The organism is Streptomyces sp. NPDC043726, assembly GCF_056436565.1.
On record NZ_JBWKCI010000023.1, the window covers coordinates 35,560 to 58,168 of the forward strand.

Genomic DNA, 22,609 nt, shown 5'->3' on the forward strand with positions numbered 1-22,609 from the left:
AGGACCGGACAGGGGGCGGGCCTGTGACAGCGACTCGGGCATGTCTGAGCAGAGCGGCACGATCGAACATACGATGGCCACAGTCGGCAGGGCGGCAGCCGTCGCCGTGCCGGGGCACCGGACCACTCGGGGTGGGAGACGTATGGCACAGGCCGCCGAATCCGCGCGGACCGTCATCCTGACCGTGGACGACGACCCGGGGGTCTCCCGCGCCGTCGCCCGGGACCTGCGGCGGCGCTACGGCGAGTCGTACCGGATCGTGCGCGCGGAGTCCGGGGAGTCCGCGCTGGAGGCGCTGCGGGAGCTGAAGCTGCGCGGGGACCTCGTGGCCGTGATCCTGGCCGACTACCGGATGCCGCAGATGAACGGCATCGAGTTCCTCGAGCAGGCCATGGACATCCATCCCGGCGCCCGGCGCATCCTGCTCACCGCGTACGCCGACACCAGTGCGGCCATCGACGCCATCAACGTCGTCGATCTCGACCACTACCTCCTCAAGCCCTGGGACCCGCCGGAGGAGAAGCTCTACCCCGTGCTGGACGACCTGCTGGAGGCCTGGCGGTGCAGTGACTACCGGCCGGTGCCCGCCACCAAGGTCGTCGGTCACCGGTGGTCGGCGCGGTCCTCGGACGTGCGGGAGTTCCTCGCCCGCAACCAGGTGCCCTACCGCTGGTACTCCGCCGACGAGCCCGAGGGACAGCGGCTGCTCGCCGCCGCCGGACAGGACGGACGGCGGCTGCCCCTGGTGATCACCCCGGAGGGCACACCCCTGGTCGAGCCGGACGTGCCCGAGCTGGCCTCGCACGTCGGCCTCGCGACCACACCCACCGCCGACTTCTACGACCTCGTCGTCATCGGCGGCGGCCCGGCCGGGCTGGGGGCCGCGGTGTACGGCGCGTCCGAGGGCTTGCGGACGGTGCTCGTGGAGCGGTCGGCGACCGGCGGGCAGGCCGGGCAGAGCTCCCGGATCGAGAACTACCTCGGCTTCCCCGACGGTGTCTCCGGCGCCCAGCTCACCGACCGGGCCCGCCGTCAGGCCGCCAAGTTCGGCGCCGAGGTGCTCACCGCGCGCGAGGTCACGGGCCTGGAGGTGAGCGGCGCCGCGCGTGTCGTGCGGTTCTCCGACGGCTCGGCCATCGCCGCGCACAGCGTGATCCTGGCGACCGGGGTGTCCTACCGCCAGCTCCAGGCGCCCGGCTGCTCCGAGTTGACCAGCTGCGGGGTGTTCTACGGCTCCGCGCTGACCGAGGCGCCCGCCTGCCAGGGGCAGGACGTGTACATCGTCGGCGGCGCCAACTCCGCGGGGCAGGCGGCGATGTATCTGTCCAAGGGCGCCAAGTCGGTGACGCTGCTGGTGCGCGGGGCCGATCTGTCGGCGTCGATGTCGCACTACCTCATCCAGCAGATCGAGGAGGCGCCCAACATCTCCGTGCGCCCGAGGACGGTCGTGGAGTCCGCGCACGGCGAGGGCCACCTCGAACAGCTCACCCTGCGCGACACCCAGACCGGGGAGAGCGAACTCGTCGATGCGCAGTGGCTGTTCGTCTTCATCGGCGCGGCTCCGCTGACCGACTGGCTGGACGGCACCGTGCTCCGCGACGCGGGCGGCTTCATCCTCGCCGGACCCGACCTCACCCCCGACGGACGGCCCCCGGCGGACTGGGAGCTGGACCGGCCGCCGTACCACCTGGAGACCAATGTGCCCGGCGTGTTCGTGGCCGGCGACGCGCGCGCCGAGTCCGCCAAGCGCGTCGCGTCCGCCGTCGGAGAGGGAGCCATGGCCGTGATGCTCGTCCACCGTTATCTGGAGCAGTCGTGAGCGGCCAAGCGATGCCGTGCAGCCCCGTGGAGATCGGCTCGCTGTTCCTGTTCGAGAAGCTCTCCCCCGAGCAGCTCGGCAGGCTGTGCGCCGAGGGACGGGTGGAGCGGTTCGAGCCCGGCCAGGTCTACGCCGAGGGCGATCCGGCGACCTGCTTCTACGTCATGATCGAGGGCACGGTCGTGCTGTCCCGCCGGGTCGGCGCGGACGACGTGGAGGTGATCCGCAGCTCCCAGCGCGGGGTGTACTCCGGAGCCATGCAGGCCTATCTGGGCGACCGGGACCGGCAGGTCTACAACAACACCATGCGCGTCACGGAGCCTTCGCGGTTCTTCGTGCTGCCCGCGGACACGTTCGCGGGCATCATGCAGGAGTGGTTCCCGATGGCGGTGCATCTGCTGGAGGGCCTGTTCTTCGGTGCGAAGAACACCCAGCGGGTGATCGGGCAGCGGGAACGGCTGCTGGCGCTCGGCTCGTTGTCGGCGGGCCTCACCCATGAGCTCAACAACCCCGCGGCGGCGGCCGTACGGGCCACCGCCACCCTGCGCGAGCGGGTGGCGAAGATGCGGCACAAGCTGGCCGTGATCGCCTCGGGGCCGTATCCGCGCGAGAGCCTCGCGGGACTCATCGAGATCCAGGAGCGCACCGCCGAACTCGTCGGCAAGGCACCGGCCCTGAGCCCGCTGGAGGCCGCCGACCGCGAGGACGCGCTCACCGACTGGTTCGACGACCACGACATCCAGGAAGGCTGGCGGCTCGCGCCGACGTTCGTCCAGGCCGGGCTCGACGTCGACTGGCTGGAGCAGGTCGCGGCGGCGGTGGAGGCGGACGTCCTGCCGGGGGCGATCGGCTGGCTCAACTACACCGTCGAGACCGAGCTGTTGATGAGCGAGATCGAGGACTCCACCACCCGGATCTCCCATCTGGTCGACGCCGCCAAGCAGTACTCCCAGCTCGACCGCGCTCCGTACCGCAGCGTCGACGTGCACGAACTCCTCGACAGCACGCTGCTGATGCTCTCCGGGAAGATCGGCCGGCAGATCAAGGTCGTCAAGGAGTACGACCGGAGCCTCCCGGAGATCCCCGCGTACCCGGCCGAGCTCAACCAGGTGTGGACGAACCTCATCGACAACGCGGTCTCCGCCATCAACAGCGCGGGCGGCGAAGGGACGTTGACGGTACGGACGGCCTCCGACCACGACCGGCTGCTGGTGGAGTTCCGCGACACCGGCGTGGGGATCCCCCGGGAGATCCGCGACCGGATCTTCGATCCCTTCTTCACCACCAAGCCCGTGGGCGAGGGTACGGGGCTCGGGCTCGACATCTCCTGGCGGATCGTGGTGAACAAGCACCACGGGTCGCTGCAGGTGGAGTCCGAGCCGGGCGACACGCGGTTCCAGGTGCTGCTTCCGCTCACCGCCGCGGACGAGGACACGAGTGAGGAGTCCGTATGACCGAGGTCAACGGTATCGATCCCAGCGTTCCGCCGAGCGGTGCGGGGTGCGTGGACTGTGATGCCGTCGGAGGCTGGTGGTTCCATCTGCGGCGGTGTGCGCAGTGCGGGCACATCGGGTGCTGTGACTCCTCGCCCGCCAAGCACGCCACCGCGCACTTCAAGGAGACGGGGCATCCCGTCGTGCAGAGCTACGAGCCGGGTGAGGGGTGGTTCTGGGACTACAGCACGTCTGAGCTGTACGAGTCCGGGCCGGAGTTGGCCGCGCCTTCCAGTCATCCTGTAGATCAGCCTTCGCCCGGGCCTGCGGGGCGGGTGCCTTCTGACTGGGCTCAGGTATTGAAGGGCGCCTGACGGGGTGGGAAGTCCGGCTTCTGCGGCGGGTGCGGGTCCTTCGTGGCTTGTCGCGCAGTTCCCCGCGCCCCTGGAGGTCGGAACAGCGTGACTAGGATTGATCGGTGACCCAGAACCTGTCCCCCGCTCCCCTCGTCGGCCGCGAGCAGGAGCTTGACCGGCTCCTCGGTGTGCTTGCGCGGGCCCGCGCCGGGGAGGCCCGGGCCGTGCTGCTCGCCGGGGACGCCGGAGTCGGGAAGACACGGGTCCTGGACGAGGTCGCCTCCCGGGCCGCCCGGGACGGGATGACCGTGCTCACCGGGCACTGTGTGGATCTCGGTGATGTCGGGTTGCCGTACCTACCCTTCACCGAGGTACTGGGGGTGCTCGCCGGGGACGAACGGTTCGCCTCGGTGCTGGCGGCGCATCCGGAGGTCGAGCGGATGCTGGGCGGGGGTACGGACACCGCCCGGGACTCGCGGCCGCGGCTGTTCGAGGGGATGGCCGGGCTGCTGGCCGAACTCGCGGACGTGGCTCCGCTGCTGCTCGTCCTGGAGGATCTGCACTGGGCCGACCAGTCCTCCCGGGATCTGCTGCGGTTCCTGCTCAGCCGGGGTGTGCTGCACCGCCCGGCGGGCGGGGTGGCGGTGCTGGCCTCCTACCGCGCGGACGACCTGCACCGACGCCATCCCCTGCGGCCGCTGCTGGCGGAGCTGGTACGGCTGCCCGCGGTGGAGCGGCTCGAACTGCGGCCGCTCGCCGACACCGAGGTGACCCGGCTGGTGAGGGCCCTTGAGGAGCGCCCGCTGCCGGAGACCACGGTCCGCCGGATCGTCGAGCGGGCCGAGGGCAACGCCTTCTACGCAGAGGAACTCCTCGCGGCCACCGACACCCAGGCCGGCGGGGTGCCGAGCGGACTCGCCGACGTCCTGCTGATCCGCTTCGAGCAACTGTCGGAAACCGCCCAGCAGGTGCTGCGCACCGCCGCCGTCGCCGGGCGACGCGTCGAGCACGACCTGCTGCGGGAGGCCGTGGGCCTGCCGGAGGCGGAGCTGGAGTCGGCGCTGCGCGAGGCGCTGGGACGGCAACTGCTGGTCCCCGGGACCGGCGACACGTACTCCTTCCGGCACGCCCTGGCCCGTGAGGCCGTCTACGCCGATCTGCTGCCCGGTGAACGGGCCAGGCTGCACGGCGCGTTCGCCCGGCTGCTCGCCGACCGGCCCGGGCGCGCCGAGACCGCGGCCGAGCGCGCCCACCACTACCGCGAGAGCCACGACCTCGCCGAGGCGCTCACCGCCTCGCTGGAGGCCGCCGACCACGCCCGCAGGCTCGGCGCCCCCGCCGAGGAACTGCGGCACCTGGAGACCGCCCTGGACCTGTGGCCCACGGTGGAGTCGGCCGCGCGGCCCTCCGGCGAGGACGGTGACCGGGTGACCCTCACCCTGCGCGCCTCCTCTGCCGCGGCCCACGCCGGTGAGGCGCACCGCGCGGTCGCGCTGACCCGGGCCGCGCTGGCCGGCGTCGACCAGGAGGAGGACTCGGAGCTGGCCGCCCGGGTCCGCTACACCCTGGCCGACAATCTGATCACCGTCGACAACCTGAGCGCGGCCTACGCCCACAGCAGCGAGGCGCTCGCCCTGATCCCCGCCGAACCCGCGACGCCCACCTGGGTGTGGGCCGCGGCCACGCACGTCCTGGCGGCCCGTCAGGTCGGCGAGACCGAGAAGGCGTTGCAGGTGGCCCGGGAGGCGCTGGCGGTCGCCGAGCGGCTCGGGGTGACGGACGCCCGGGCCGATCTGCTCGTCTCCCTCGCGATCCTCGAAGGCGGCGGCCGGAGCAGCGAGGGCGGCAGGGCGCGGCTGAAGGAGGCCCGGGAGCTGGCGCGCGGTTCGGGCAACGCGCAGGTGGAGCTGCGCGCCCTGTTCAGCCTCGCCATGGGCAGCTACGAGGCGGGCGAGCTGGAGGAGTGCCTGCCGTGGCTGACCGAGGGCCTGGACCGGGCCCGGCGCGCCGGGCTGCTGTCCTCGACGTATCCGCTGGAGATGCGCTACCTGCGGCTGCTGGTGCTGTACACGCTGGGCCAGTGGGACGAGTGCCTCAAGGCCTCCGCCACCGACGCCGACGTCCTGCCCACGGCGGGCGGGTACACCTCCGGGCCCGCCTGGTACGTATCGCTCGCGCGCGGTGACCTGACGGCCGCCGACCGGGCCGGGGCCCTCCTGGAGGGGCCGTTCGACTGGATGGCCACGCTGGTCGCCGGAATCGTCCGGACCGACGCCGCCGCCCTGGCCGGCGATCCGGAGACGGCGGTCGAGCGGATGCGGTCCACGGTCGCCGCCCTCACCGACGACGTGGGCGTCCGCCCGGACGTGACCGTGCGGCTCGCCGCGCTCGCCCTGTCGGCCGTGGCCGACCGGGCCGCCGAGCTGCGGCGGGGCGGGGACGGGCCCGGGGCACGGCACTGGGCGGACACGGCGACGGAACTCGTCGAGCTGGCGCGCCACTCGGCGGCGCGCGGTGTGAACCGGGCGCCGCAGGGCCCGGAGGGAAAGGCGTGGCTGGCCCGCGCCGAGGCGGAGTGGCTGCGGGCCACGTCGGGACCCGATGTGGCGGCCTGGGGCCGGGCGGTGGCCGCGTTCGACTACGGCGACGCCTACGAACTCGCCCGCTGCCGGTTCCGGCACGCCGAGGCCCTGCTGACGGCCGAGCGGCGCGAGGAGGCGGTCGCCGAGGCGGCGGCGGTCCGGGAGACGGCCCTACGGCTGGGCGCCGGGCCCCTGTTGGAGCGGGTGGACGCCCTGACCCGCCGGGGCCGCCTCGGCGACACCTCGTCCGCCGCGGACCGCACCTCCCCACTGACCGCCCGGGAGCAGGACGTGCTGCGGCTGCTGGCCAGGGGCCGCAGCAACCGGCAGATCGGCGAGGAGCTGTTCATCAGCGGCAAGACGGCCAGCGTCCATGTCTCCAACATCCTCGCCAAGCTCGGCGCGGCGAGCCGTGGCGAGGCGGTGGCGATCGCCTATCGCGAGGGGCTGATCGCGCCGGAGCCGACGGCGTCCTCCAGCTGAGGCGGGTCCCCCCAGGATCCCCCATGCGGGCGACCCATGTCCGCGTATGTCCCGAATGACCATCTTTCTATCTCTCCCCGGCACTACTGTGCGTCGCCGTGACGGTGTGTCAGCAGGGAGAGAGGACCCGGATGGACTCGGCAACGGTGGGCAGGGGTACGGCGTTGGGGACCGCGGTCCTCCTCTCCCTCCTGGCGACCCCGGCGCACGCGGCGCCCCAGGAACCCGCGCCCGATCTCGCGGGCCTGCGCGGCGTCCTGCGCACGGCGACGACCCAGGGGGCGCCCGGCGCGACGGCGCGACTCGACGACCACGGCACCGTGCTGAGGACATCGGTGGGCATCGCGGACCGGAAGACGGGGCGAGCCCTCACCACCACCGACCGGTTCCGCATCGGAAGCGTCACCAAGACCTTCTCCGCCGTCGTCCTGCTGCAACTCGTCGACGAGAAGAAGCTGAAGCTCGACACCTCGGTCAACCACTATCTGCCCGGACTGCTGCCGGACGACCGGATCACCGTGCGCCACGTCCTCAGCCACCGCAGCGGCTTGTACGACTACACCAACGACATGTTCGCCCGGACGGTTCCCGGCTTCGAGGCGGTCCGCAGCAAGGTGTTCACCTACCGCCAGCTGATGGACCGCTCCCTGCGCAAGCCGCGCACCACCGCGCCGGGCGGCGCCTACACGTACTCCAACACCAACTTCGTGGTCGCCGGCCTGCTCATCGAGAAGCTGACCGGGAACCCGGTCGCCGCCGAGTACCAGCACCGGATCATCGAGCCGTTGCGGCTCACGGACACCTTCTACGTCCATCCCGCAAAGAAGATCCCGGGCCGGTACGCCCGGGGCTATCTCACCCCGGACGCGGCCGGGGCCGCGCTGGTCGACGCGACCGAGCAGACGGTGTCCTGGGCGCAGAGCGCGGGCGCGGTGATCTCCAGCGCGCGGGACCTGAACACCTTCCTCTCCGCGCTCCTGCGAGGCGAGCTGACCTCCGCGGCCCAGCTGACGCAGATGCGGCGGTGGGTGCCCGCGGGCTCCGGCCAGGCGTACGGGCTCGGGCTGCGGCGCCGGGACCTGTCGTGCGGGGTGTCGGTGTACGGGCACACCGGTGCCGTCCAGGGCTTCTACACCTACGCGTTCGCCTCCAAGGACGGCGGGCGCAGCCTGGCGGCGTTCGCCAACACCTCCAACAACGGCAAGGTGCACACCACCATGCTGGGCGCGCTGGAGTCGGCGTTCTGCGGCAAGCAGGCCAAGGCGCCACGCGGTTCCTCGGTCGGCGACACGTCCGAGGCCGCCGCCGTCCGCTGATCCCGGCCTGGTCGGGAACCCTCAAGGGGCGGCGCGCGTTGTCCGGACAGCTCTCGCACGAGCGTGTACGACGACACCAGGACGGCCCGATGAGCGAGTTGGTCCCCGGGGGCAATGTGCCCCTCCCGGGCGGTCCCGTGGCCGTCCGGGTGCCCGGTCCCTTCGATGTGTCCGCGCTCATCACGGACGACGGCGGCAAGGTCAGCGGCGAGGCCGACTTCGTGTTCTACAACCAGCCGTCGGCTCCGGGCGCCCGGCTGCACGGCGACACCCTGACCGTCGACCCGGGCCGGCTGCGGGCGGGCGCCACCCGGGTGACGGTCGTCGTCAGCCCCGCCGACCCCGGCACCGCCCTCGGCGGCCTGCCCGCCCCCACGCTCCATGTCACCGGAGCGGGCGGCCGCCCGCTCGCCCGGTTCGCCCCGCCACGCCCCCGGCAGGAGACGGTGCTGCTGCTGGCCGAGCTGTACCGGCGCGGCGGCGGCTGGAAGCTGCGGGCCCTGGGCCAGGGGTACGCGGACGGACTGGCGGGTCTCGCCCGGGACTTCGGGGTCGAGGTCACGGAGGACGCGCCGTCGCAGGCCCCCGACGAGTTCACCGCCCTCGTCAACTCCGCCCGCGCCTCGGCCGGTTCCCCGCCGGTCGGCCCGGACGCCCGGCTGGCCTCCGCCGCCCGCGCCCACGCCGGTGCCATGGCCGCCGCGGGATGCCTGAGTGTGGAGGGCCGGGACGGCGTCTCCGTCTACCAGCGTGTCACCGCCGCCGGATACGCGTATCTGACCGTCGGGGAGCACCTGGTGTCCGGCCCGCGCACCCCGGCCGAGTTCGTGGACTACTGCCTGCGCACCGACCAGGCCCGGCGCACTCTTCAGGACCCTGCGTTCACGCACGCCGCCGCGGCATGCGTCCCCGCCGGGCGCGGCGGCGACGTCTACTGGACGGCGCTGTGGGCGCGCCCGTTCACCACGGCGGACCTGGCCAGGACCGCCACTCAGGTGGTCGACCTCACCAACCGCGAGCGTTCCAGGGCCGGTCTGCGCCCGCTCGCCGTCGACCCGGTCCTGACCACCGCCGCGCAGGCGCACAGCGCCGACATGGTGGCGCGGGCGTTCTACTCGCACACCTCGCCAGAGGGCAGCCGGCCTTGGGACCGGGCGGCAGCGGCGGGCTCCCGGCGCCGCTCGATCGGCGAGAACATAGCCTGCGGCCAGCGCTCCCCCGCCGAGGTCGTGGAGGGCTGGATGAACAGTCCCGGTCATCGCGCCAACATCCTCAAGCCCGACTTCACGCACATCGGCATCGGCTTCGCGGGCGGCGGGCCGGCCGGCACGTACTGGACCCAGCTGTTCGGCGCGTGAACTTCGCCCGTCTAGGCGGAAGGAGGTCGTCCGGGACACGATGCCGTCATGAAGGGTGACCTCTTTTCCAGTGAGCACATGGTCCAGCCCGCCACGGCGCCGGGCATGACGGTCGAGAACGCCAAGTGCGTCCGGTACGCGGTGAACGGGGAGATGCTGGCCCGTCAGGGCGCGATGATCGCCTACCGGGGCAATCTCCAGTTCGAGCGCAAGGGCCAGGGCGTGGGCGGCATGCTCAAACGCGCGGTCACCGGGGAGGGGCTGCCGCTGATGGCGGTGCGCGGTCAGGGCGAGGCCTGGTTCGCGCACGAGGCGCAGAACTGCTTCGTCGTGGAACTCGACCCCGGTGACGAGTTCACCGTCAACGGCCGCAACGTCCTGTGTTTCGACGCCACGTTGTCGTACCGGATCGCGACGGTGAAGGGAGCGGGCATCTCCGGCGGCGGCCTGTTCAACAGTGTGTTCACCGGCCAGGGCCGGCTGGGCCTGGTCTGCGACGGCAATCCGCTGGTGATCCCGGTGTCGGCGCAGTACCCGGTGTACGTCGACACCGACGCGGTCGTCGGCTGGAGCGCGGGCCTCGGGACCTCGCTGCACCGCTCGCAGTCCATAGGCTCGATGCTGCGCGGCGGCTCGGGTGAGGCCGTACAGCTGATGCTGAGCGGGGAGGGCTATGTCGTCGTACGGCCGAGCGAGGCCACCCCGCCGAAGGCCCAGCAGCACTGACGGTCCGTGAGGTGATCTGCGCCTCACGGGCAACCCCGCCGACGCCGTCCACGTCTTGATCCACAACAGATGACACCAGCCCTGGTCCCTCCCGGGGGGCCGGGGCTGGTTTCACAGGCTCTATACACGCCATGTATACGCTCAATGTATAGATGGGGTGTATACGGATCGAAAGGCATCCATGTACGGCAAGGCATTCGCCCCCGAGTACCAAGGCGCTCTCACCACCCTGTCCGTGAACTCCTCGCTGACGGACGTCCTGGCCGCCGGCACCGAGGAGTTGCGGGCCGCCGAGCGGACCGGGCGGCACGCAGAGGCGGCGCGCTCGGGGCTCGCGGTCGCCGAGGCGTACCGGCGTCTCGGGCAGATCGGGGAGGCGGACCGGGCCTGGAAGGCGAGTTACCGCGCCGCCCGCGCCGCCGAGGACACCGCGGCGATGGCCTGGGCACTGTGGAGCGGCGGCACCCTGGCCCGCCAGCGCGGCGAGTTCGCACTCGCCCGGCGTCTCCTCCGGCTCGCCGCCGACCTCGGCGAGCGCGGCGGGGACGTCGTCGTGCGCGGCTACTCCCTCGCGGGGCTGGCCGAGACCGGCCGGATCCAGGGCGACTACGAGGCCGTCGCCCGGCTGCACGAGCAGCTCCTGGCGGAGGCCAGGCGACGCGGCGAGGCGCGGCACACGGTGTGGGCGCTGGAGGGCATCGCCCAGATCCACCGCAACACCGGCTCCTACGACACCGCGTTCGCCCTGTTCGAGGAGGCGGCCGGGATCGCCGCCCGCGCCGAGGACCGGCGCGGGCACGCCTGGGCGCTGCGCGGCCTCGCCGACATCGTCTCGGTGCGCGACGGCGACACCGAACGGGCGCTGGAACTGCTGTCCGAGGCGGAGACCACCTGCCGGACGATGAAGCTGTCCAGCGCGCTCGCCTACAACCACAAGATGCGCGGCAACGTCCTGTACCGCGCCGGTCGTTACGCCGAGGCCCGCGAGCTGTACGAGCAGGCCCTCGCCGAGTTCCGCGCGATGGGCGAGCCGCGCGGCGAGGCACTGGCCCGCCTGGGACTGGCCAAGTCCAGGGCCCGGCTGGGCCGGGACCGCTCCGAGACGGAGGCCGAACTCGCCGAACTGGCCCGCACCTTGGACCGCATCGGCCTCAAGCACGCCCGGGAGATGGTGGCCCGCGCCCAGCAGGAGCTCGACGCGGAGGTCGTACGGTGACGGCGTTCCCCTCCACAGCGCCCCTGACCGGCGTCCAAGTCCTGGACCGGTGCCGGGAGTCGGTCCGGCCCGAGCTGGAGCGGGCCGTGGCGCGGTTGCATCCCTGGGTGGCGGAGATGGCCGCGTACTCCTTCGGCTGGTGCGCGGTGGGCGGCGCCCCGGTCGGCGGCTCCGGCGGCAAGGGAGTGCGGCAGGCCCTGGCCCTGCTCGGCGCCGAGGCGGTGGGCTGCCCCGGCCGGGCGGGGACGAGGGCCGCGGTGGCGGTGGAGCTGGTGCACGTCTTCTCGCTGCTGCACGACGACATCATGGACGGCGACACCGCCCGCCGGGGCCGGCCCACCGTGTGGCAGGCGTACGGCACAGGACCGGCGGTCCTCGCGGGTGACGCCCTGTTCGCGCTGGCCGTGGAGACCCTCGCCGCGGCACCGGGCGGCGGGGACGCCGTACGGCTGCTGTCGGCGGCGCTCGGTGATCTGGTGCGGGGGCAGGCGGACGATCTGCTGTTCGCAACCCGGCCCTGGACCGGCCCCGAGCGGGTGCGGCCCGAGGAGTACCGGGCGATGGCCGAGCGGAAGACGGGCGCGCTGCTGGGCTGCGCGATCGCGCTGGGCGCCGCGCTCGGCGGGGCACCGGCTACCACGGTCGCCGCGCTGGACCGGGCCGGTCGGGACCTCGGGATCGCCTTCCAGATCGTCGACGACATGCTCGGCGTGTGGGGCGATCCGGCCGTCACTGGCAAGCCCGTTCACAACGATCTGCGGGCCCGCAAGAAGACCCTCCCGGTCCTGCTCGCCCTCGGCACACCCCTGGCCGGTCGCCTGGCCGGACTCCTGGAGTCGGGCGAGAATCCGGACGCGGCGGCCGTGCTGATCGAGGAGGCGGGCGGCCGGTCCGAGGCGCTGCGCGAGGCGCGGCACCGGATCACCAGGGCCGAGGCCGCCCTGGACGCCGTACCCCTGGAAGCGGGCGCCGTCGGGGAGTTGCGGGCGCTGCTGGACTTCCTGGTGCGGCGCGACCTGTGAGCCGGGCGTCCGGTGCGATGCGTGTTCGATGCATCGGATGAACAAAAGGAAATCGGCGCATCTCGCTCGGCGAACCTTGAACGCACCCCGTCACGCACGCCGTACCTGTGGGAAAGGTGAGAGCCAGGGGTTCAGCGAAGGATGACCATGGTCAAGGCGCACGTCTCCACACCCGTGTTGGTCGCCGGGAGATACCGGCTCGTCGAGGTGCTCCACCAGGAGACCAACCGCGTCTGCTGGTACGGCGAGGACATCGGGGTGGAGCGTCCCGTCATGGTCACCCAGATCGGGCTGCCGGAGGATCCGGGCGGGGAGGAGGCGCGCCGCGTCACCGCGCGCGTCCTGCGGGCCAACGAGCAGATGGCGCTGGTGTGTCCCGACCGGGTCGCCGAAGTCGTCGACGCCGTCGAGGAGTCGGGCACGCTGTGGGTGGTGACCCGGTGGGTCGACGGCCGGCCGCTGAGTGAACTGCTCTCCCAGCAGGGCGTCTTGAACTACGTACGGGTCGCGCGCATCGGTCTGGAGCTGCTCGACGTGCTGGAGGTGGCGCACGGGCGGGGCCTCTTCCACGGCGAACTCAGCCCGGCCCAGGTGTTCCTCCGGGACCAGGGGCCCCTCGTCGTCACCGGTTTCGGGCTGGCCGGGGCCACTCTCGCGCCCCGTCTGACCGCGCCCGCCTACGCCTCCCCCGAGCAGGCCCGCGACGAGCCGGCCGGCCCGGCCACCGATCTGTGGGCGCTCGGGGCGCTGCTCTACACGATGGTCGAGGGGCGCCCGCCGTTCCGGGACCGGGGGCGCCCGGAGGCCACACTGAAGGGCGTGGACCGGCTGCCGCTGCGCACGCCGGTGCGCGCCGGGCCGCTCACCCAGGCCCTGCAGGGGCTGCTGCGCAAGGACCCCCTGGAACGGCTGCCCCGCCCGGTGGTCCGGGAGGCCCTGGCCCGCGTCCTGGACGAGGAGAGCGCGGCGGCCATGCCGAGCCCGCGGCTGCGCGGCCGGTACGCGCACTGCGCGACCTGGAGCAACCGCACGCTGATCGCCGGGACCGCGCTGGCCGTCGCCACCGTCACGGTCGCCGTCCTCGCCGTGACCGACCGGCTGCCGGGCGGATCCGACTCCCCCGCCGCCGGGACACCACCGCGCCCGGCGCCGTCCGCCACCGCGTCCGCGGCACCCGCCGACCCGCCCTCCCCGGCACCGTCCCCCACGCCCACCCCCACCGAGTCGCCCTTCAGCCGCTACGACTCACCCGAGGGCTTCTCCGTCAGCCTCCCCGAGGGCTGGCGGCCGCTGAGCACCGACCGGGTCTCGGAGCTGGCGTACCGCATCGTGCTCGGTGCGGAGGGCGACGCGCGGACGCTGACGGTGACCTACAGCGAGCGGGTGGGCCCGGATCCCGTCGCCGTCTGGCGGGATGTGGAGCCGGGGCTGAAGGAGGGCGGCGGCTACCGCAGGATCGGGGAGATCCGGCCGACGACGTACCGGGGCCGGGAGGCCGCCGAGATGGAGTGGCTCGCCGACGCCGACGGCACCCGGGTGCGCACCCTCGGCACCGGCTTCCTGCTCGGCGGCGGCCGTGGTTTCTCGCTGCGCTGGACGGCGCCCGCGGCCGACTGGGACGACCCGGACAACCGCGAGGCCCTGGACACCGCCCTGCGCACCTTCCGGGAACCGTCAGACTGACCGGCGGGGCACGCCCGTTCTGTGCAGGGGCAGGGGGTGCAGCGGCTGGGTGCGCCAGCGGGCCGTGCAGGTGCGGTCCGGGAGCGTGCAGGTCACCGCGAGGCGATGGGGCGTCTCCAGGAAGATCACCTCCGCCTCCAGGGTGTCGGGGCCGGTCCAGCCGCCGCTCACCGCGGTGGGGACCGGCTGCTCGGTCACCCGCCAGCCGCCGCTCGGCAGGCGCAGGTCCAGCCGGTGTCCGCCCTCGAGGAGCGTCAGGCGGTCCCCGCTGACCTCCGCGGAGATCCCGTCGGAGCGGAAGGTGACCGCCGCCAGGTCCTCGGGCGCGGGCTTGCCGTCGGCGGGCGCCAGCGCGAGCCCCGCCAGCCGCTCGGCGAGGGCCGCGTCCGCCTGCTCGCGGCCGGTCAGCGGGGCGGGCCCGAAGGCGGGCAGCAGGTGTGTCCAGACCATGTCCAACATCTTCTGCATCGCCACGGTCGCCGCGGTCGTGGCGATCACCGCGTCCTGCTCGGGCAGCACCAGACAGAACTGGCCGTACGCGCCATCGCCCCGGAAGCCGTGCCGGGACCTCCAGAACTGCAGGCAGTACCCCTGCCGCCAGTCCTCACCGCCCATGGGCCCGTCGTCGTTCGGCGTGTGCACGCGGGTGGCCTCGGCCACCCAGGACTCCGGCAGCACCCGCCGGCCTTCCCACGTCCCCCCGCGCAGATACAGCTGCCCCAGCCGGACGATCGCGTCGGTGGGGGCGTGCAGGCCGCTGAAGCCGAGTTCACGGCCCGCCCGGTCGCGCCGCCAGGCGACCTCGCCGATGCCGATCGGGTCGAACAGACGCGGGCGCAGGTAGTCGGTGAGTGACTGGCCGGTGACCTTCTGGACGATCGCCGCGAGGGTGTAGGTCGCGGGCTGGTTGTAGGCGAACACGGTCCCCGGGTCGCGCTCGGGCGGCAGCCGCAGGAAGCCGCGCACCAGCTCGTCGGGGTCGAGGGCACGGGCCCGGTCGAGGGTCTCGTCCGTGTGCCCGCTGGCCATCGACGCCACATGCCGTACGAGCATCGCGCGGCTGCGCGGATCGGTGACGTCGGCGTCGAACTCCGGGAAGTAGGAGATCACCGGGTCGTCCAGCCGCAGCAGCCCCTCGGCGACCGCGAGCCCGGCGGCGGTGGAGGTGAAGCTCTTGCTGAGCGAGTACAGCAACTGCGGCCGCTCGGGGGTGTACGGCGCCCACCAGCCGGACGCCACGAGCCGGTCGTGCCGCATGATCATGAGGCTGTGCGGCTCTATCTCGGGGTCGCCCTCCAGGGCGTCGAGGAAGGCCTGCACACCGGAGGCGTCGACGCCCTGGGCGGCGGGCGGGCTGGAAGGCAGCGCGGAAGTCGTCATGACGGCATCCGTACCCACCTTGGCGAACCGTTTTCTCCTCCGCATGCCGGGGACTCGGGCGGCATGGTGCAAATCGGATACACGATGATGACCGAGCAGGCCGGCCCGCGTGACCTCGTCGACCACGTGGTGCGCGCCGAGGAGGCCGGCTTCGACTTCTCCGTGACGTCGGACCACTACTTTCCGTGGCTGCGCTCCCAGGGGCACTCACCCTATGCGTGGAGCGTGCTGGGGGCCGCCGCCCAGGCGACCCGGCGGATCCCGCTGATGACGTACGTCACGTGTCCGACGTTCCGCTACCACCCCGCGGTGGTGGCGCAGAAGGCGGCGACGATGCAGTTGCTGTCCGAAGGCCGCTTCCGGCTGGGCCTCGGCTCCGGTGAGAACCTCAACGAGCATGTGGTGGGCGGCGGTTGGCCCTCCGTCGACGTACGGCACGAGATGCTGGAGGAGGCGATCGGGATCATCCGGGCGCTCTTCGACGGCGGCCATGTCACCCGCCACGGCACCCACTACGACGTGGAGTCGGCCCGGCTCTGGGACCTGCCGGCCGAGCCGCCGCCGATCGGGGTGGCCGTCTCCGGCGAGCGGTCCTGCTCCCTGGCGGGCCGGCTCGCGGACCTGGTGATCGCCACCGAGCCGAAGCCGGGACTGCTGGAGTCCTTCGACCGGCACGGCGGCACGGGCAAACCGCGCGTGGGCCAACTGCCGGTCTGCCACGACCGGGACCGGGACACCGCGGTCAAGCGCGCCCACGCGCAGTTCCGCTGGTTCGGCGGCGGCTGGAAGGTCAACGCGGAGCTGCCGCACCCGGACTCCTTCGAGTCGGCCACCCAGTTCGTCACCCCCGACGACGTCGCCGCCGCCATCCCGTGCGGCGACGACCCGGACGACTTCGTCGAGGCCGTACGGCCCTATGCGGAGGCAGGGTTCACCGAGGTCGCGCTGGTGCAGATCGGCGGGGAGTCACAGCCGGACTACCTGGACTGGTCGGAGAAGACACTGCTGCCGGCCCTGCGCGAGGCCTTCGGATGACACGCCCCGGGGTCCGGGGTCGGCAAACCGTCGCATGCAGGTGCATATAGGCTTCCGGTCTGCACCCGTGCCCGGTCCCAGCCCTCAGGAGAGCCTCCGTGACCCTAGCGTTCGTCCCGTCCGAGACGTCCCCCGCGCCGCTGTCCGACCTCGTCGCGCGCGACGCGCGTGAGTTCGGGGTCTACGCCCGCACCGGCGGATGGGCCTTCGGCCTGATGGTGGCGCGCAGCGTGCGGCCCGGCGGGCAGGGCGCGGAGGAGACGCCGAAGGTGTCGGCGAAGGAGTTCGCCGAGCTCGCCGGCTGCTCCGCCGAGCGGGTCATGCGCTACTACAAGGCCTGGGACCGGGCCGCCGACGACGGTCTCGTCCCGCACTTCGAGGCGCTCCAGCCGGGCGCGGAGGTGGAACTGCCGGACGCCGACGTGTGGCTGAGCTACTACGTCTCCCGCAACAGCGCCACCTCCGAGCGCGGCACCGCCATCGCCGAGGCCGCCGAGGCCGAGGGCATCCGGCCGACGAAGGCGCTGGAGGTCGCGGAGAACCCCACCGCCCTGCGCGCCGCGATCCTCGCCGACCCCTCCACCGCCCGCGCGGCCCGCCAGGCCCTGCTGGACCGGGTCCGCGAAGACCCCGAGCTGCAGGCCGAGTTGGCCCGGGACGTGGTGCGCACCGACGATCTGAAGAAGGCCGTCGCCAGCGAGAGCCGGTCCGCCGACCGGATCGGCTACGTCCGCCAGATCGCCGAGTCCGGTCAGGTGAAGACCCCCGCCGGGCAGACCATCGACGCCCCCGCCGATCTGCGCCAGGAGGCCGAGCGGCATCTGTCGCTGATCGACGAGCTGGAGGAGGACGAGGACACCGGCGAGTGGGCCACCGAGGCCTACGACACCATGAAGACCCTCGTCGCCGAGACCGTCGAGGCCGACCCCGAACTCCGCGTCCAGGAACGGCGGACGAAGTTCTACAGCAGCCTCCAGCGCGCTACGAAGGTCTTCGAGGAGCTCACCTTCGACGACGTGCAGGAGTTCGTCGAGGACGACATGGTGCAGCAGCTGGAGGAGCTCCAGCAGGCCATCACCGCGTGCATCGCCTCACTGCGGGGTGCGAAGAGCACAGAGGCGGCTGAGTAGCCGTACTCATGCCGCCGGGGCGGCGCGCGGACACGATGGGCTCCGATGACAAGGAGCCCCGCGATGACCGCACTTCGCCGCCCTGTGCCGCCCCTTCTCGCCGCGGCCGTGGTCGCGGCGCTCGCGCTCTCGGCGTGGGGTCCGCACGACCGTACGACCTGGTTCCTGGAGACGGTGTGGGTGCTGGTCGGGCTGCCGCTGATCGCGCTGCTGTGGCGGCGCTTCCCGCTGACGGACCTGCTGTGCTGTCTGCTGGCCCTGCACGCGATCGTCCTGCTGGTGGGCGGGCACTACACGTACGCGGAGGTGCCGCTCGGCGACTGGGTGCGCGACACCTTCGGCTTGGAGCGCAACCCGTACGACCGCTTCGGGCACCTGATGCAGGGCTTCGTACCGGCCGTGCTGGTGCGGGAGCTGCTGACCCGGACCTCGCCGCTGGCCGGCAGCCGCTGGCTGGCGCCGCTGACGGTGTGCGCGTGTCTCGCCTTCAGCGCGGTCTTCGAGATGCTGGAGTGGCTGGCCGCCGTGATCGGCGGTCAGGCCGCCGACGCGTTCCTCGCCACGCAGGGCGATGTGTGGGACACCCAGTGGGACATGTTCTGCGCCCTGGTCGGCGCCACGCTCTCGCTGCTGCTGCTCAGCCGCCCGCACGACCGGCAGCTCGCCGCGCTGGGGGTCAGTCCCGGGACGTGTAGCGGTGCCGCACCCAGTACGGCAGAGCGAACCAGCACAGCAGGTACCACAGCACCACGCCCGTGACGAGCCACGGCACGAAATCGTCGTGGGTGGCGACCCTGAGTATCAGCAGCAGGGACGACGTGGTGGTGGCGAGCAGCAGGATCAGGCCGACGAAGGTCAGCCTGGACGCCCACTGCACCGCCTGCGCCTTGATGCGCCGGCCGGACACCAGCCGGTGCAGGGACACGGGCCCGATCAGGGCGCCCGTGGCGGTGGCGCCCAGCACCACGGTCACGATGTAGATCGTCTCTTCCGTGTCGCCCAGATCGGCGTAGGTCGGGGTGAACACCACGGTGAGCAGGAACCCGAACAGGATCTGCACGCCCATCTGGGCCACGCGGATCTCCTGGATGAGGTCGGACCACATCCGGTCGGCCCGCTCGTCCTCGGTCTCGTCCCTGCCGGAGCGTCTCGCGGTTTCCTGCGCCATGGGGTCCGGGTGTCCCGGTGTTGACCTTTCAAACGGTTACCAGCGGTTCTCGACCTGCTCCTTGATCCGCCGCTCGTACAGGTCCCGGACGGCGGTGAGGGTCTGCTCGGACAGCTCCGGCAGTTCGGCCGCGGCGGCGTTGGCGCGGGCCTGCTCGGGCGAGCGGGCGCCGGGGATCACGGTGGTCACGCCAGGCTGGTCGATGATCCAGCGCAGGGCCAGCTGGGCGGGCGTGAAGCCCTCGGGGGCGAGGGCGGAGAACTCGGCGGCGGCCTCCACGCCGGTCGCGTAGTCGACGCCGGAGAAGGTCTCGCCCTGGTCGAAGGACTCGCCGTGCCGGTTGTAGGTGCGGTGGTCGTTCTCGGGGAAGACGGTGTCCTTGGTGTACTTGCCGGACAGCAGGCCCGAGGCGAGCGGGACGCGGGCGATGATGCCGACGCCCGCCTCCCGGGCGGCGGGCAGGACCTCGTACAGCGGCTTCATGCGGAACGGGTTGAGGATGATCTGCACGCTGGCCACGCCGGGCCGGGCGATGGCGGCGAGGGCCTCGGCGCAGGTCTCCACGCTCACGCCGTAGGCGGCGATGCGCTCCTCGGCGACGAGGGTGTCCAAGGCGTCGAACACCTCGTCGGTGGAGTAGACGGGGGTGGGCGGGCAGTGCAGCTGGACCAGGTCGAGGCGGTCCATGCCGAGGTTGCGGCGGGAACGGTCGTTCCAGGCGCGGAAGTTGTCCAGGACGTAGTTCTCCGGGATCTGGTCGACCCGGCGGCCCATCTTGGTGGCGACCATGACGTGCAGATCGGGCCTGCCGCGCAGGAAGCCCGCGATGGTCTGCTCGCTGCGCCCGTCGCCGTAGACGTCCGCGGTGTCGAAGAAGGTCACCCCCGTCTCGGCCGCCGTCTCCAGCACCGTGAGGGCTTCCTTGTCGTCCACGTCGCCCCAGTCGGCGCCCAGTTGCCAGGTGCCGAGTCCGACCACGGATGCGTGCTGCTGCGACCTGCTGAAATTGCGCTCGTCCATGGCGTCAGTCTGTCATCCGCCCCGCGCTCCCTGGGCGCGGGGCGATGCCGTTCGGGCTACTTCCGGGTGGCCAGGGTCCGCGCGACCCTCGGGCCCAGCCAGCGCTTGAGGCGGCGCAGTGCCTCCAGCTGTCCGGCCGCCCTGTCCAGGCGGTAGTAGAGCTGCGGGGGGACGTGGGGCAGCAGGGGTGAGTGGCGCTGGCCGAGCAGGGCGAACATCTGCTCGGGGGGCAGGTGCATGTAGCGGGGCAGGTTCTCGTACCACTGGGCGCTGTAGCGTGCCGCGCTCTGCATCGGGAGCAGGGCCTGGCGGCGCTCCCGCTCGTACCGGGCCAGGGCCCTCGGCAGTGCGGTCTCCGCGTGCAGCGCGTCGGCGAGCGCGATGGCGTCCTCGAGGGCGAGGGTCGTGCCGGCGCCGATGGAGTAGTGCGTGGTGTGCGCGGCGTCGCCGAGCAGGACGAGGTTGTCGCGGTACCAGGTGCGGTTGGTCAGGGTGCGGAAGTTCAGCCAGGAGGAGCTGCCGTCGGCCGGTGACCGGCCGATCAGCGCATGGCCGTCGAGGGTGTCGGCGAACAGCTTCTCCAGCACGGTGAGCCCTTCGGCCTCGTCGGCGCGGTCCAGGCCGAGGCCGGTGAAGGTCTCGGGGGCGCATTCGATGACGCAGGTGCTGCGGTCGGGGCCGAAGCCGTAGCCGTAGGCCCAGATCCAGCCGTGCTCGGTCTCGACGAAGGCGAAGGTGAAGGCGTCGAAGACCTTGGTGGTGCCGAGCCAGATGTAGTGGTTGCGACCGGGGCGCAGCTCGGTGCCGAAGTGGGCGGCGTGGCGGGTGCGCAGCGCGCTGTGGACGCCGTCGCTCGCGACGAGGAGGTCGGCGTCGGCGGGCGGCCGGTCGGGGTCGACGGGCTGCTCGTACGCCAGGTGTACGCCGAGGGCGCGGGCCCGGCCGGCGAGGATCTCCAGCAGTCGGTGGCGGCCGATGCCGAAGCCCTCGTCGCCGCGGTGCCGGGTGGTCAGGTCACGTACGCGGGCGGTGCCTTCGTTCCAGCTGACCGAGTTCTCGGCGACGGCGCGCGCGGACTCGGGGTCGTGCGCGTGCAGCCTGTCGAGCAGTCCCCGCCAGTAGGTGACGCCCCAGCCGTAGGTCGAGCCCTCCGGGTTGCGTTCGTGGACGGTGATGTCGTGGGACGGGTCCCGCAGCTTCAGCAGGATCGAGAGGTACAGGCCGGCGGGCCCGCCTCCGACGCAGACGACCTTCACGCGCACCCCTTGGTCTCACTCAAAGCGATCGGTTCGAGACGGAGGGTAGCAGCGGGGGGACGTGCGGCCCGGCTTCCGGATCGCGTCAGTTTCCGGGCGTGACACAGGCCACCCCGGTCGCACCGGCCCGTCAAAGACCACCCGAATCAGGGCTTCCAGGAGAAGGAATTGCCCGTTCCGGTGACTCCCGGCATATGCGCGCAGCAAGATCACCTTCGTTCAACCTTCCACGACATGTGGGTAATTGTCCGGATCGCAGCCAACCACTCCCGAGAGATTTCACCCGGTCTCACCCCTCCCGATAGGCATGCGGAGTCACCAGAACCGACCCGACCGGGAGATCCGTATGCCCGAACTCAGCCGCCGCCGCGCGCTCACCGCCGCGGCCGCCCTCGCCGCCGCCTCCGGAGCCGCCACGCTCGCCGCCCCCGCCACGCTCGCCGCCCCCGCCGACCGGGCCGCCGGCGACCACCCCGACTCCTCCCCCGCCCCCTTCGACGAGGTCTACAAGGGCCGCCGGATACAGGGCAAGGCCCGCTCGGGCGAAGGCCACGGGGGCCACGGAGGACACGGCGGCCACCACGACCACGGCGGTGGCTACGCCGTCTTCGTCGACGGGGTGGAGCTGCACGTGATGCGCAACGCCGACGGCAGCTGGATCAGCGTCGTCAGCCACTACGACCCGGTGACCACCCCGCGCGCCGCCGCCCGGGCCGCGGTCGACGAACTCCAGGGCGCGAAGCTCCTGCCGTTCCCCGCCAACTGACCCACCCCTCCAGCCCTTTCGGGAGCCCTCGCACATGACCGTCCGCAAGAACCAGGCCGTCCTGACCGCCGACGAGAAGCGCCGCTTCGTCGCCGCCGTCCTGGAGCTCAAGCGCAGCGGCCGCTACGACGAGTTCGTCACCACCCACAACGCCTTCATCGTGGCCGACACCGACAACGGCGAGCGCACGGGCCACCGTTCGCCGTCCTTCCTGCCCTGGCACCGCAGATTCCTGCTCGACTTCGAGGAGGCCCTGCAGGCGGTGGACGCGTCGGTCGCGCTGCCCTACTGGGACTGGACCGCCGACCGCACGGCGCGTGCCTCGCTGTGGGCGCCGGACTTCCTCGGCGGCACCGGACGCAGCCTGGACGGACGGGTGATGGACGGGCCGTTCGCCGCCTCGACCGGCAACTGGCCCGTCAACGTCCGCATAGACGGCCGTACTTATCTGCGCCGGGCCCTCGGCGGCGGGGGGCGGCAGCTGCCCACCCGGGCCGAGGTGGACTCCGTACTGGCCATGGAGACGTACGACATGCCGCCCTGGAACAGCGGCTCGGACGGCTTCCGCAACCATCTGGAGGGCTGGCGCGGGGTCAACCTGCACAACCGGGTGCACGTGTGGGTCGGCGGCCAGATGGCCACCGGGGTTTCCCCCAACGACCCCGTCTTCTGGCTCCACCACGCCTACATCGACAAGCTGTGGGCGGACTGGCAGCGCCGCCACCCCGGCTCCGCCTACCTCCCGGCCGCGGGCACCCCGGACGTGGTGGACATCAACGACACCATGAAGCCGTGGAACAACGTGCGGCCCGCGGACCTGCTGGACCACACCCCGCACTACACCTTCGACGCGGCCTGAT

The 22,609-nt window shown here is 72.5% G+C and carries 19 protein-coding genes; 15 read left to right on the plus strand and 4 right to left on the minus strand.

Translation table 11 applies throughout. The features are described from left to right. The first annotated feature begins 142 nt into the window (after nt 1-142). The 10 genes from AC068Z_RS40535 to AC068Z_RS40580 all read left to right on the plus strand — a co-directional run bounded on the left by AC068Z_RS40535 (nt 143) and on the right by AC068Z_RS40580 (nt 13,994). Complete coding sequence (locus tag AC068Z_RS40535; RefSeq protein WP_478568190.1) at nt 143-1,819, plus strand: NAD(P)/FAD-dependent oxidoreductase; 1,677 nt, start codon at nt 143-145, stop codon at nt 1,817-1,819. A gap of 11 nt (nt 1,820-1,830) precedes the next feature. Next, a complete protein-coding gene (locus AC068Z_RS40540) occupies nt 1,831-3,273 on the plus strand; it encodes an ATP-binding protein (protein ID WP_478568362.1) in 1,443 nt (480 codons plus the stop codon). Then, complete coding sequence (locus tag AC068Z_RS40545; protein ID WP_478568194.1) at nt 3,270-3,626, plus strand: UBP-type zinc finger domain-containing protein; 357 nt, start codon at nt 3,270-3,272, stop codon at nt 3,624-3,626. Before AC068Z_RS40540 ends, AC068Z_RS40545 begins: the two co-directional genes overlap by 4 nt. A 104-nt stretch (nt 3,627-3,730) precedes the next feature. After that, nucleotides 3,731-6,673: a helix-turn-helix transcriptional regulator gene (locus tag AC068Z_RS40550; protein WP_478568197.1), complete on the plus strand. Its 2,943-nt coding sequence runs from the start codon at nt 3,731-3,733 to the stop codon at nt 6,671-6,673. A 131-nt stretch (nt 6,674-6,804) separates the two neighbouring features. Further along, entirely contained in the window at nt 6,805-7,989 is a 1,185-nt protein-coding gene (locus AC068Z_RS40555; protein ID WP_478568200.1) for a serine hydrolase domain-containing protein, read from the plus strand. 89 nt (nt 7,990-8,078) lie between these two features. Next, nucleotides 8,079-9,347 carry a CAP domain-containing protein gene (locus AC068Z_RS40560; protein WP_478568203.1) on the plus strand — a complete coding sequence of 423 codons (1,269 nt, stop codon included), beginning with the start codon at nt 8,079-8,081 and terminating at the stop codon, nt 9,345-9,347. A gap of 48 nt (nt 9,348-9,395) precedes the next feature. Continuing rightward, the gene (locus AC068Z_RS40565) at nt 9,396-10,073 is read left to right on the plus strand and encodes an AIM24 family protein (protein ID WP_478568206.1); all 678 of its coding nucleotides are present in this window, start codon (nt 9,396-9,398) and stop codon (nt 10,071-10,073) included. Nucleotides 10,074-10,254: 181 nt separating this feature from the next. Continuing rightward, complete coding sequence (locus AC068Z_RS40570; RefSeq protein ID WP_478568209.1) at nt 10,255-11,289, plus strand: tetratricopeptide repeat protein; 1,035 nt, start codon at nt 10,255-10,257, stop codon at nt 11,287-11,289. Next, nucleotides 11,286-12,311, plus strand: a complete 1,026-nt coding sequence (locus tag AC068Z_RS40575) for a polyprenyl synthetase family protein (protein ID WP_478568212.1) — start codon at nt 11,286-11,288, stop codon at nt 12,309-12,311. Before AC068Z_RS40570 ends, AC068Z_RS40575 begins: the two co-directional genes overlap by 4 nt. Before the next feature lie 147 nt (nt 12,312-12,458). Then, the gene (locus AC068Z_RS40580; protein WP_478568365.1) at nt 12,459-13,994 is read left to right on the plus strand and encodes a serine/threonine-protein kinase; all 1,536 of its coding nucleotides are present in this window, start codon (nt 12,459-12,461) and stop codon (nt 13,992-13,994) included. Here AC068Z_RS40580 and AC068Z_RS40585 read toward each other — a convergent pair. Then, nucleotides 13,986-15,374, minus strand: coding sequence for a serine hydrolase domain-containing protein (locus AC068Z_RS40585; RefSeq protein WP_478568215.1), 1,389 nt, complete (start codon nt 15,372-15,374; stop codon nt 13,986-13,988). The two genes, AC068Z_RS40580 and AC068Z_RS40585, sit on opposite strands and share 9 nt — an antisense overlap. 63 nt (nt 15,375-15,437) lie before the next feature. Here AC068Z_RS40585 and AC068Z_RS40590 point away from each other — a divergent pair, with 63 nt between their 5' ends. The 3 genes from AC068Z_RS40590 (at nt 15,438) to AC068Z_RS40600 (ending at nt 18,298) form a co-directional block, all read left to right on the plus strand. Next, the gene (locus AC068Z_RS40590) at nt 15,438-16,409 is read left to right on the plus strand and encodes an LLM class F420-dependent oxidoreductase (protein ID WP_478568218.1); all 972 of its coding nucleotides are present in this window, start codon (nt 15,438-15,440) and stop codon (nt 16,407-16,409) included. Between the two features lie 98 nt (nt 16,410-16,507). Further along, nucleotides 16,508-17,539, plus strand: coding sequence for a hypothetical protein (locus tag AC068Z_RS40595; protein WP_478568221.1), 1,032 nt, complete (start codon nt 16,508-16,510; stop codon nt 17,537-17,539). A gap of 63 nt (nt 17,540-17,602) precedes the next feature. Continuing rightward, nucleotides 17,603-18,298, plus strand: a complete 696-nt coding sequence (locus AC068Z_RS40600; protein WP_478568224.1) for a DUF2238 domain-containing protein — start codon at nt 17,603-17,605, stop codon at nt 18,296-18,298. Here the strand turns inward: AC068Z_RS40600 and AC068Z_RS40605 are convergent. Genes AC068Z_RS40605 through AC068Z_RS40615 form a run of 3 tightly spaced genes read right to left on the minus strand, consistent with a single transcriptional unit; the run spans nt 18,216 to nt 20,989 of the window. Then, nucleotides 18,216-18,707 carry a DUF6328 family protein gene (locus tag AC068Z_RS40605; protein ID WP_478568227.1) on the minus strand — a complete coding sequence of 164 codons (492 nt, stop codon included), beginning with the start codon at nt 18,705-18,707 and terminating at the stop codon, nt 18,216-18,218. The genes AC068Z_RS40600 and AC068Z_RS40605 overlap by 83 nt on opposite strands. Before the next feature lie 36 nt (nt 18,708-18,743). Further along, a complete protein-coding gene (locus AC068Z_RS40610; protein ID WP_478568230.1) occupies nt 18,744-19,727 on the minus strand; it encodes an aldo/keto reductase in 984 nt (327 codons plus the stop codon). 56 nt (nt 19,728-19,783) lie between these two features. Then, nucleotides 19,784-20,989 carry an FAD-dependent monooxygenase gene (locus AC068Z_RS40615; protein WP_478568232.1) on the minus strand — a complete coding sequence of 402 codons (1,206 nt, stop codon included), beginning with the start codon at nt 20,987-20,989 and terminating at the stop codon, nt 19,784-19,786. Between the two features lie 340 nt (nt 20,990-21,329). Here AC068Z_RS40615 and melC1 point away from each other — a divergent pair, with 340 nt between their 5' ends. After that, nucleotides 21,330-21,749 carry an apotyrosinase chaperone MelC1 gene (gene melC1, locus AC068Z_RS40620; protein ID WP_478568235.1) on the plus strand — a complete coding sequence of 140 codons (420 nt, stop codon included), beginning with the start codon at nt 21,330-21,332 and terminating at the stop codon, nt 21,747-21,749. A gap of 34 nt (nt 21,750-21,783) precedes the next feature. Beyond that, on the plus strand, nt 21,784-22,608 hold the full coding sequence (melC2, locus tag AC068Z_RS40625; protein ID WP_478568238.1) for a tyrosinase MelC2: 825 nt from the start codon (nt 21,784-21,786) through the stop codon (nt 22,606-22,608). Nucleotide 22,609 lies beyond the last annotated feature (1 nt).

Bases quoted from the DNA above. Each gene is read 5' to 3' on its own strand.
- AC068Z_RS40535 (WP_478568190.1), top strand. From the start codon at position 143: ATGGCACAGGCCGCCGAATCCGCGCGGACCGTCATCCTGACCGTGGAC.
- AC068Z_RS40540 (WP_478568362.1), top strand. From the start codon at position 1,831: ATGCCGTGCAGCCCCGTGGAGATCGGCTCGCTGTTCCTGTTCGAGAAG.
- AC068Z_RS40545 (WP_478568194.1), top strand. From the start codon at position 3,270: ATGACCGAGGTCAACGGTATCGATCCCAGCGTTCCGCCGAGCGGTGCG.
- AC068Z_RS40555 (WP_478568200.1), top strand. From the start codon at position 6,805: ATGGACTCGGCAACGGTGGGCAGGGGTACGGCGTTGGGGACCGCGGTC.
- AC068Z_RS40560 (WP_478568203.1), top strand. From the start codon at position 8,079: ATGAGCGAGTTGGTCCCCGGGGGCAATGTGCCCCTCCCGGGCGGTCCC.
- AC068Z_RS40565 (WP_478568206.1), top strand. From the start codon at position 9,396: ATGAAGGGTGACCTCTTTTCCAGTGAGCACATGGTCCAGCCCGCCACG.
- AC068Z_RS40570 (WP_478568209.1), top strand. From the start codon at position 10,255: ATGTACGGCAAGGCATTCGCCCCCGAGTACCAAGGCGCTCTCACCACC.
- AC068Z_RS40580 (WP_478568365.1), top strand. From the start codon at position 12,459: ATGGTCAAGGCGCACGTCTCCACACCCGTGTTGGTCGCCGGGAGATAC.
- AC068Z_RS40585 (WP_478568215.1), bottom strand. From the start codon at position 15,374: ATGACGACTTCCGCGCTGCCTTCCAGCCCGCCCGCCGCCCAGGGCGTC.
- AC068Z_RS40590 (WP_478568218.1), top strand. From the start codon at position 15,438: ATGGTGCAAATCGGATACACGATGATGACCGAGCAGGCCGGCCCGCGT.
- AC068Z_RS40600 (WP_478568224.1), top strand. From the start codon at position 17,603: ATGACCGCACTTCGCCGCCCTGTGCCGCCCCTTCTCGCCGCGGCCGTG.
- AC068Z_RS40605 (WP_478568227.1), bottom strand. From the start codon at position 18,707: ATGGCGCAGGAAACCGCGAGACGCTCCGGCAGGGACGAGACCGAGGAC.
- AC068Z_RS40610 (WP_478568230.1), bottom strand. From the start codon at position 19,727: ATGGACGAGCGCAATTTCAGCAGGTCGCAGCAGCACGCATCCGTGGTC.
- melC1 (WP_478568235.1), top strand. From the start codon at position 21,330: ATGCCCGAACTCAGCCGCCGCCGCGCGCTCACCGCCGCGGCCGCCCTC.
- melC2 (WP_478568238.1), top strand. From the start codon at position 21,784: ATGACCGTCCGCAAGAACCAGGCCGTCCTGACCGCCGACGAGAAGCGC.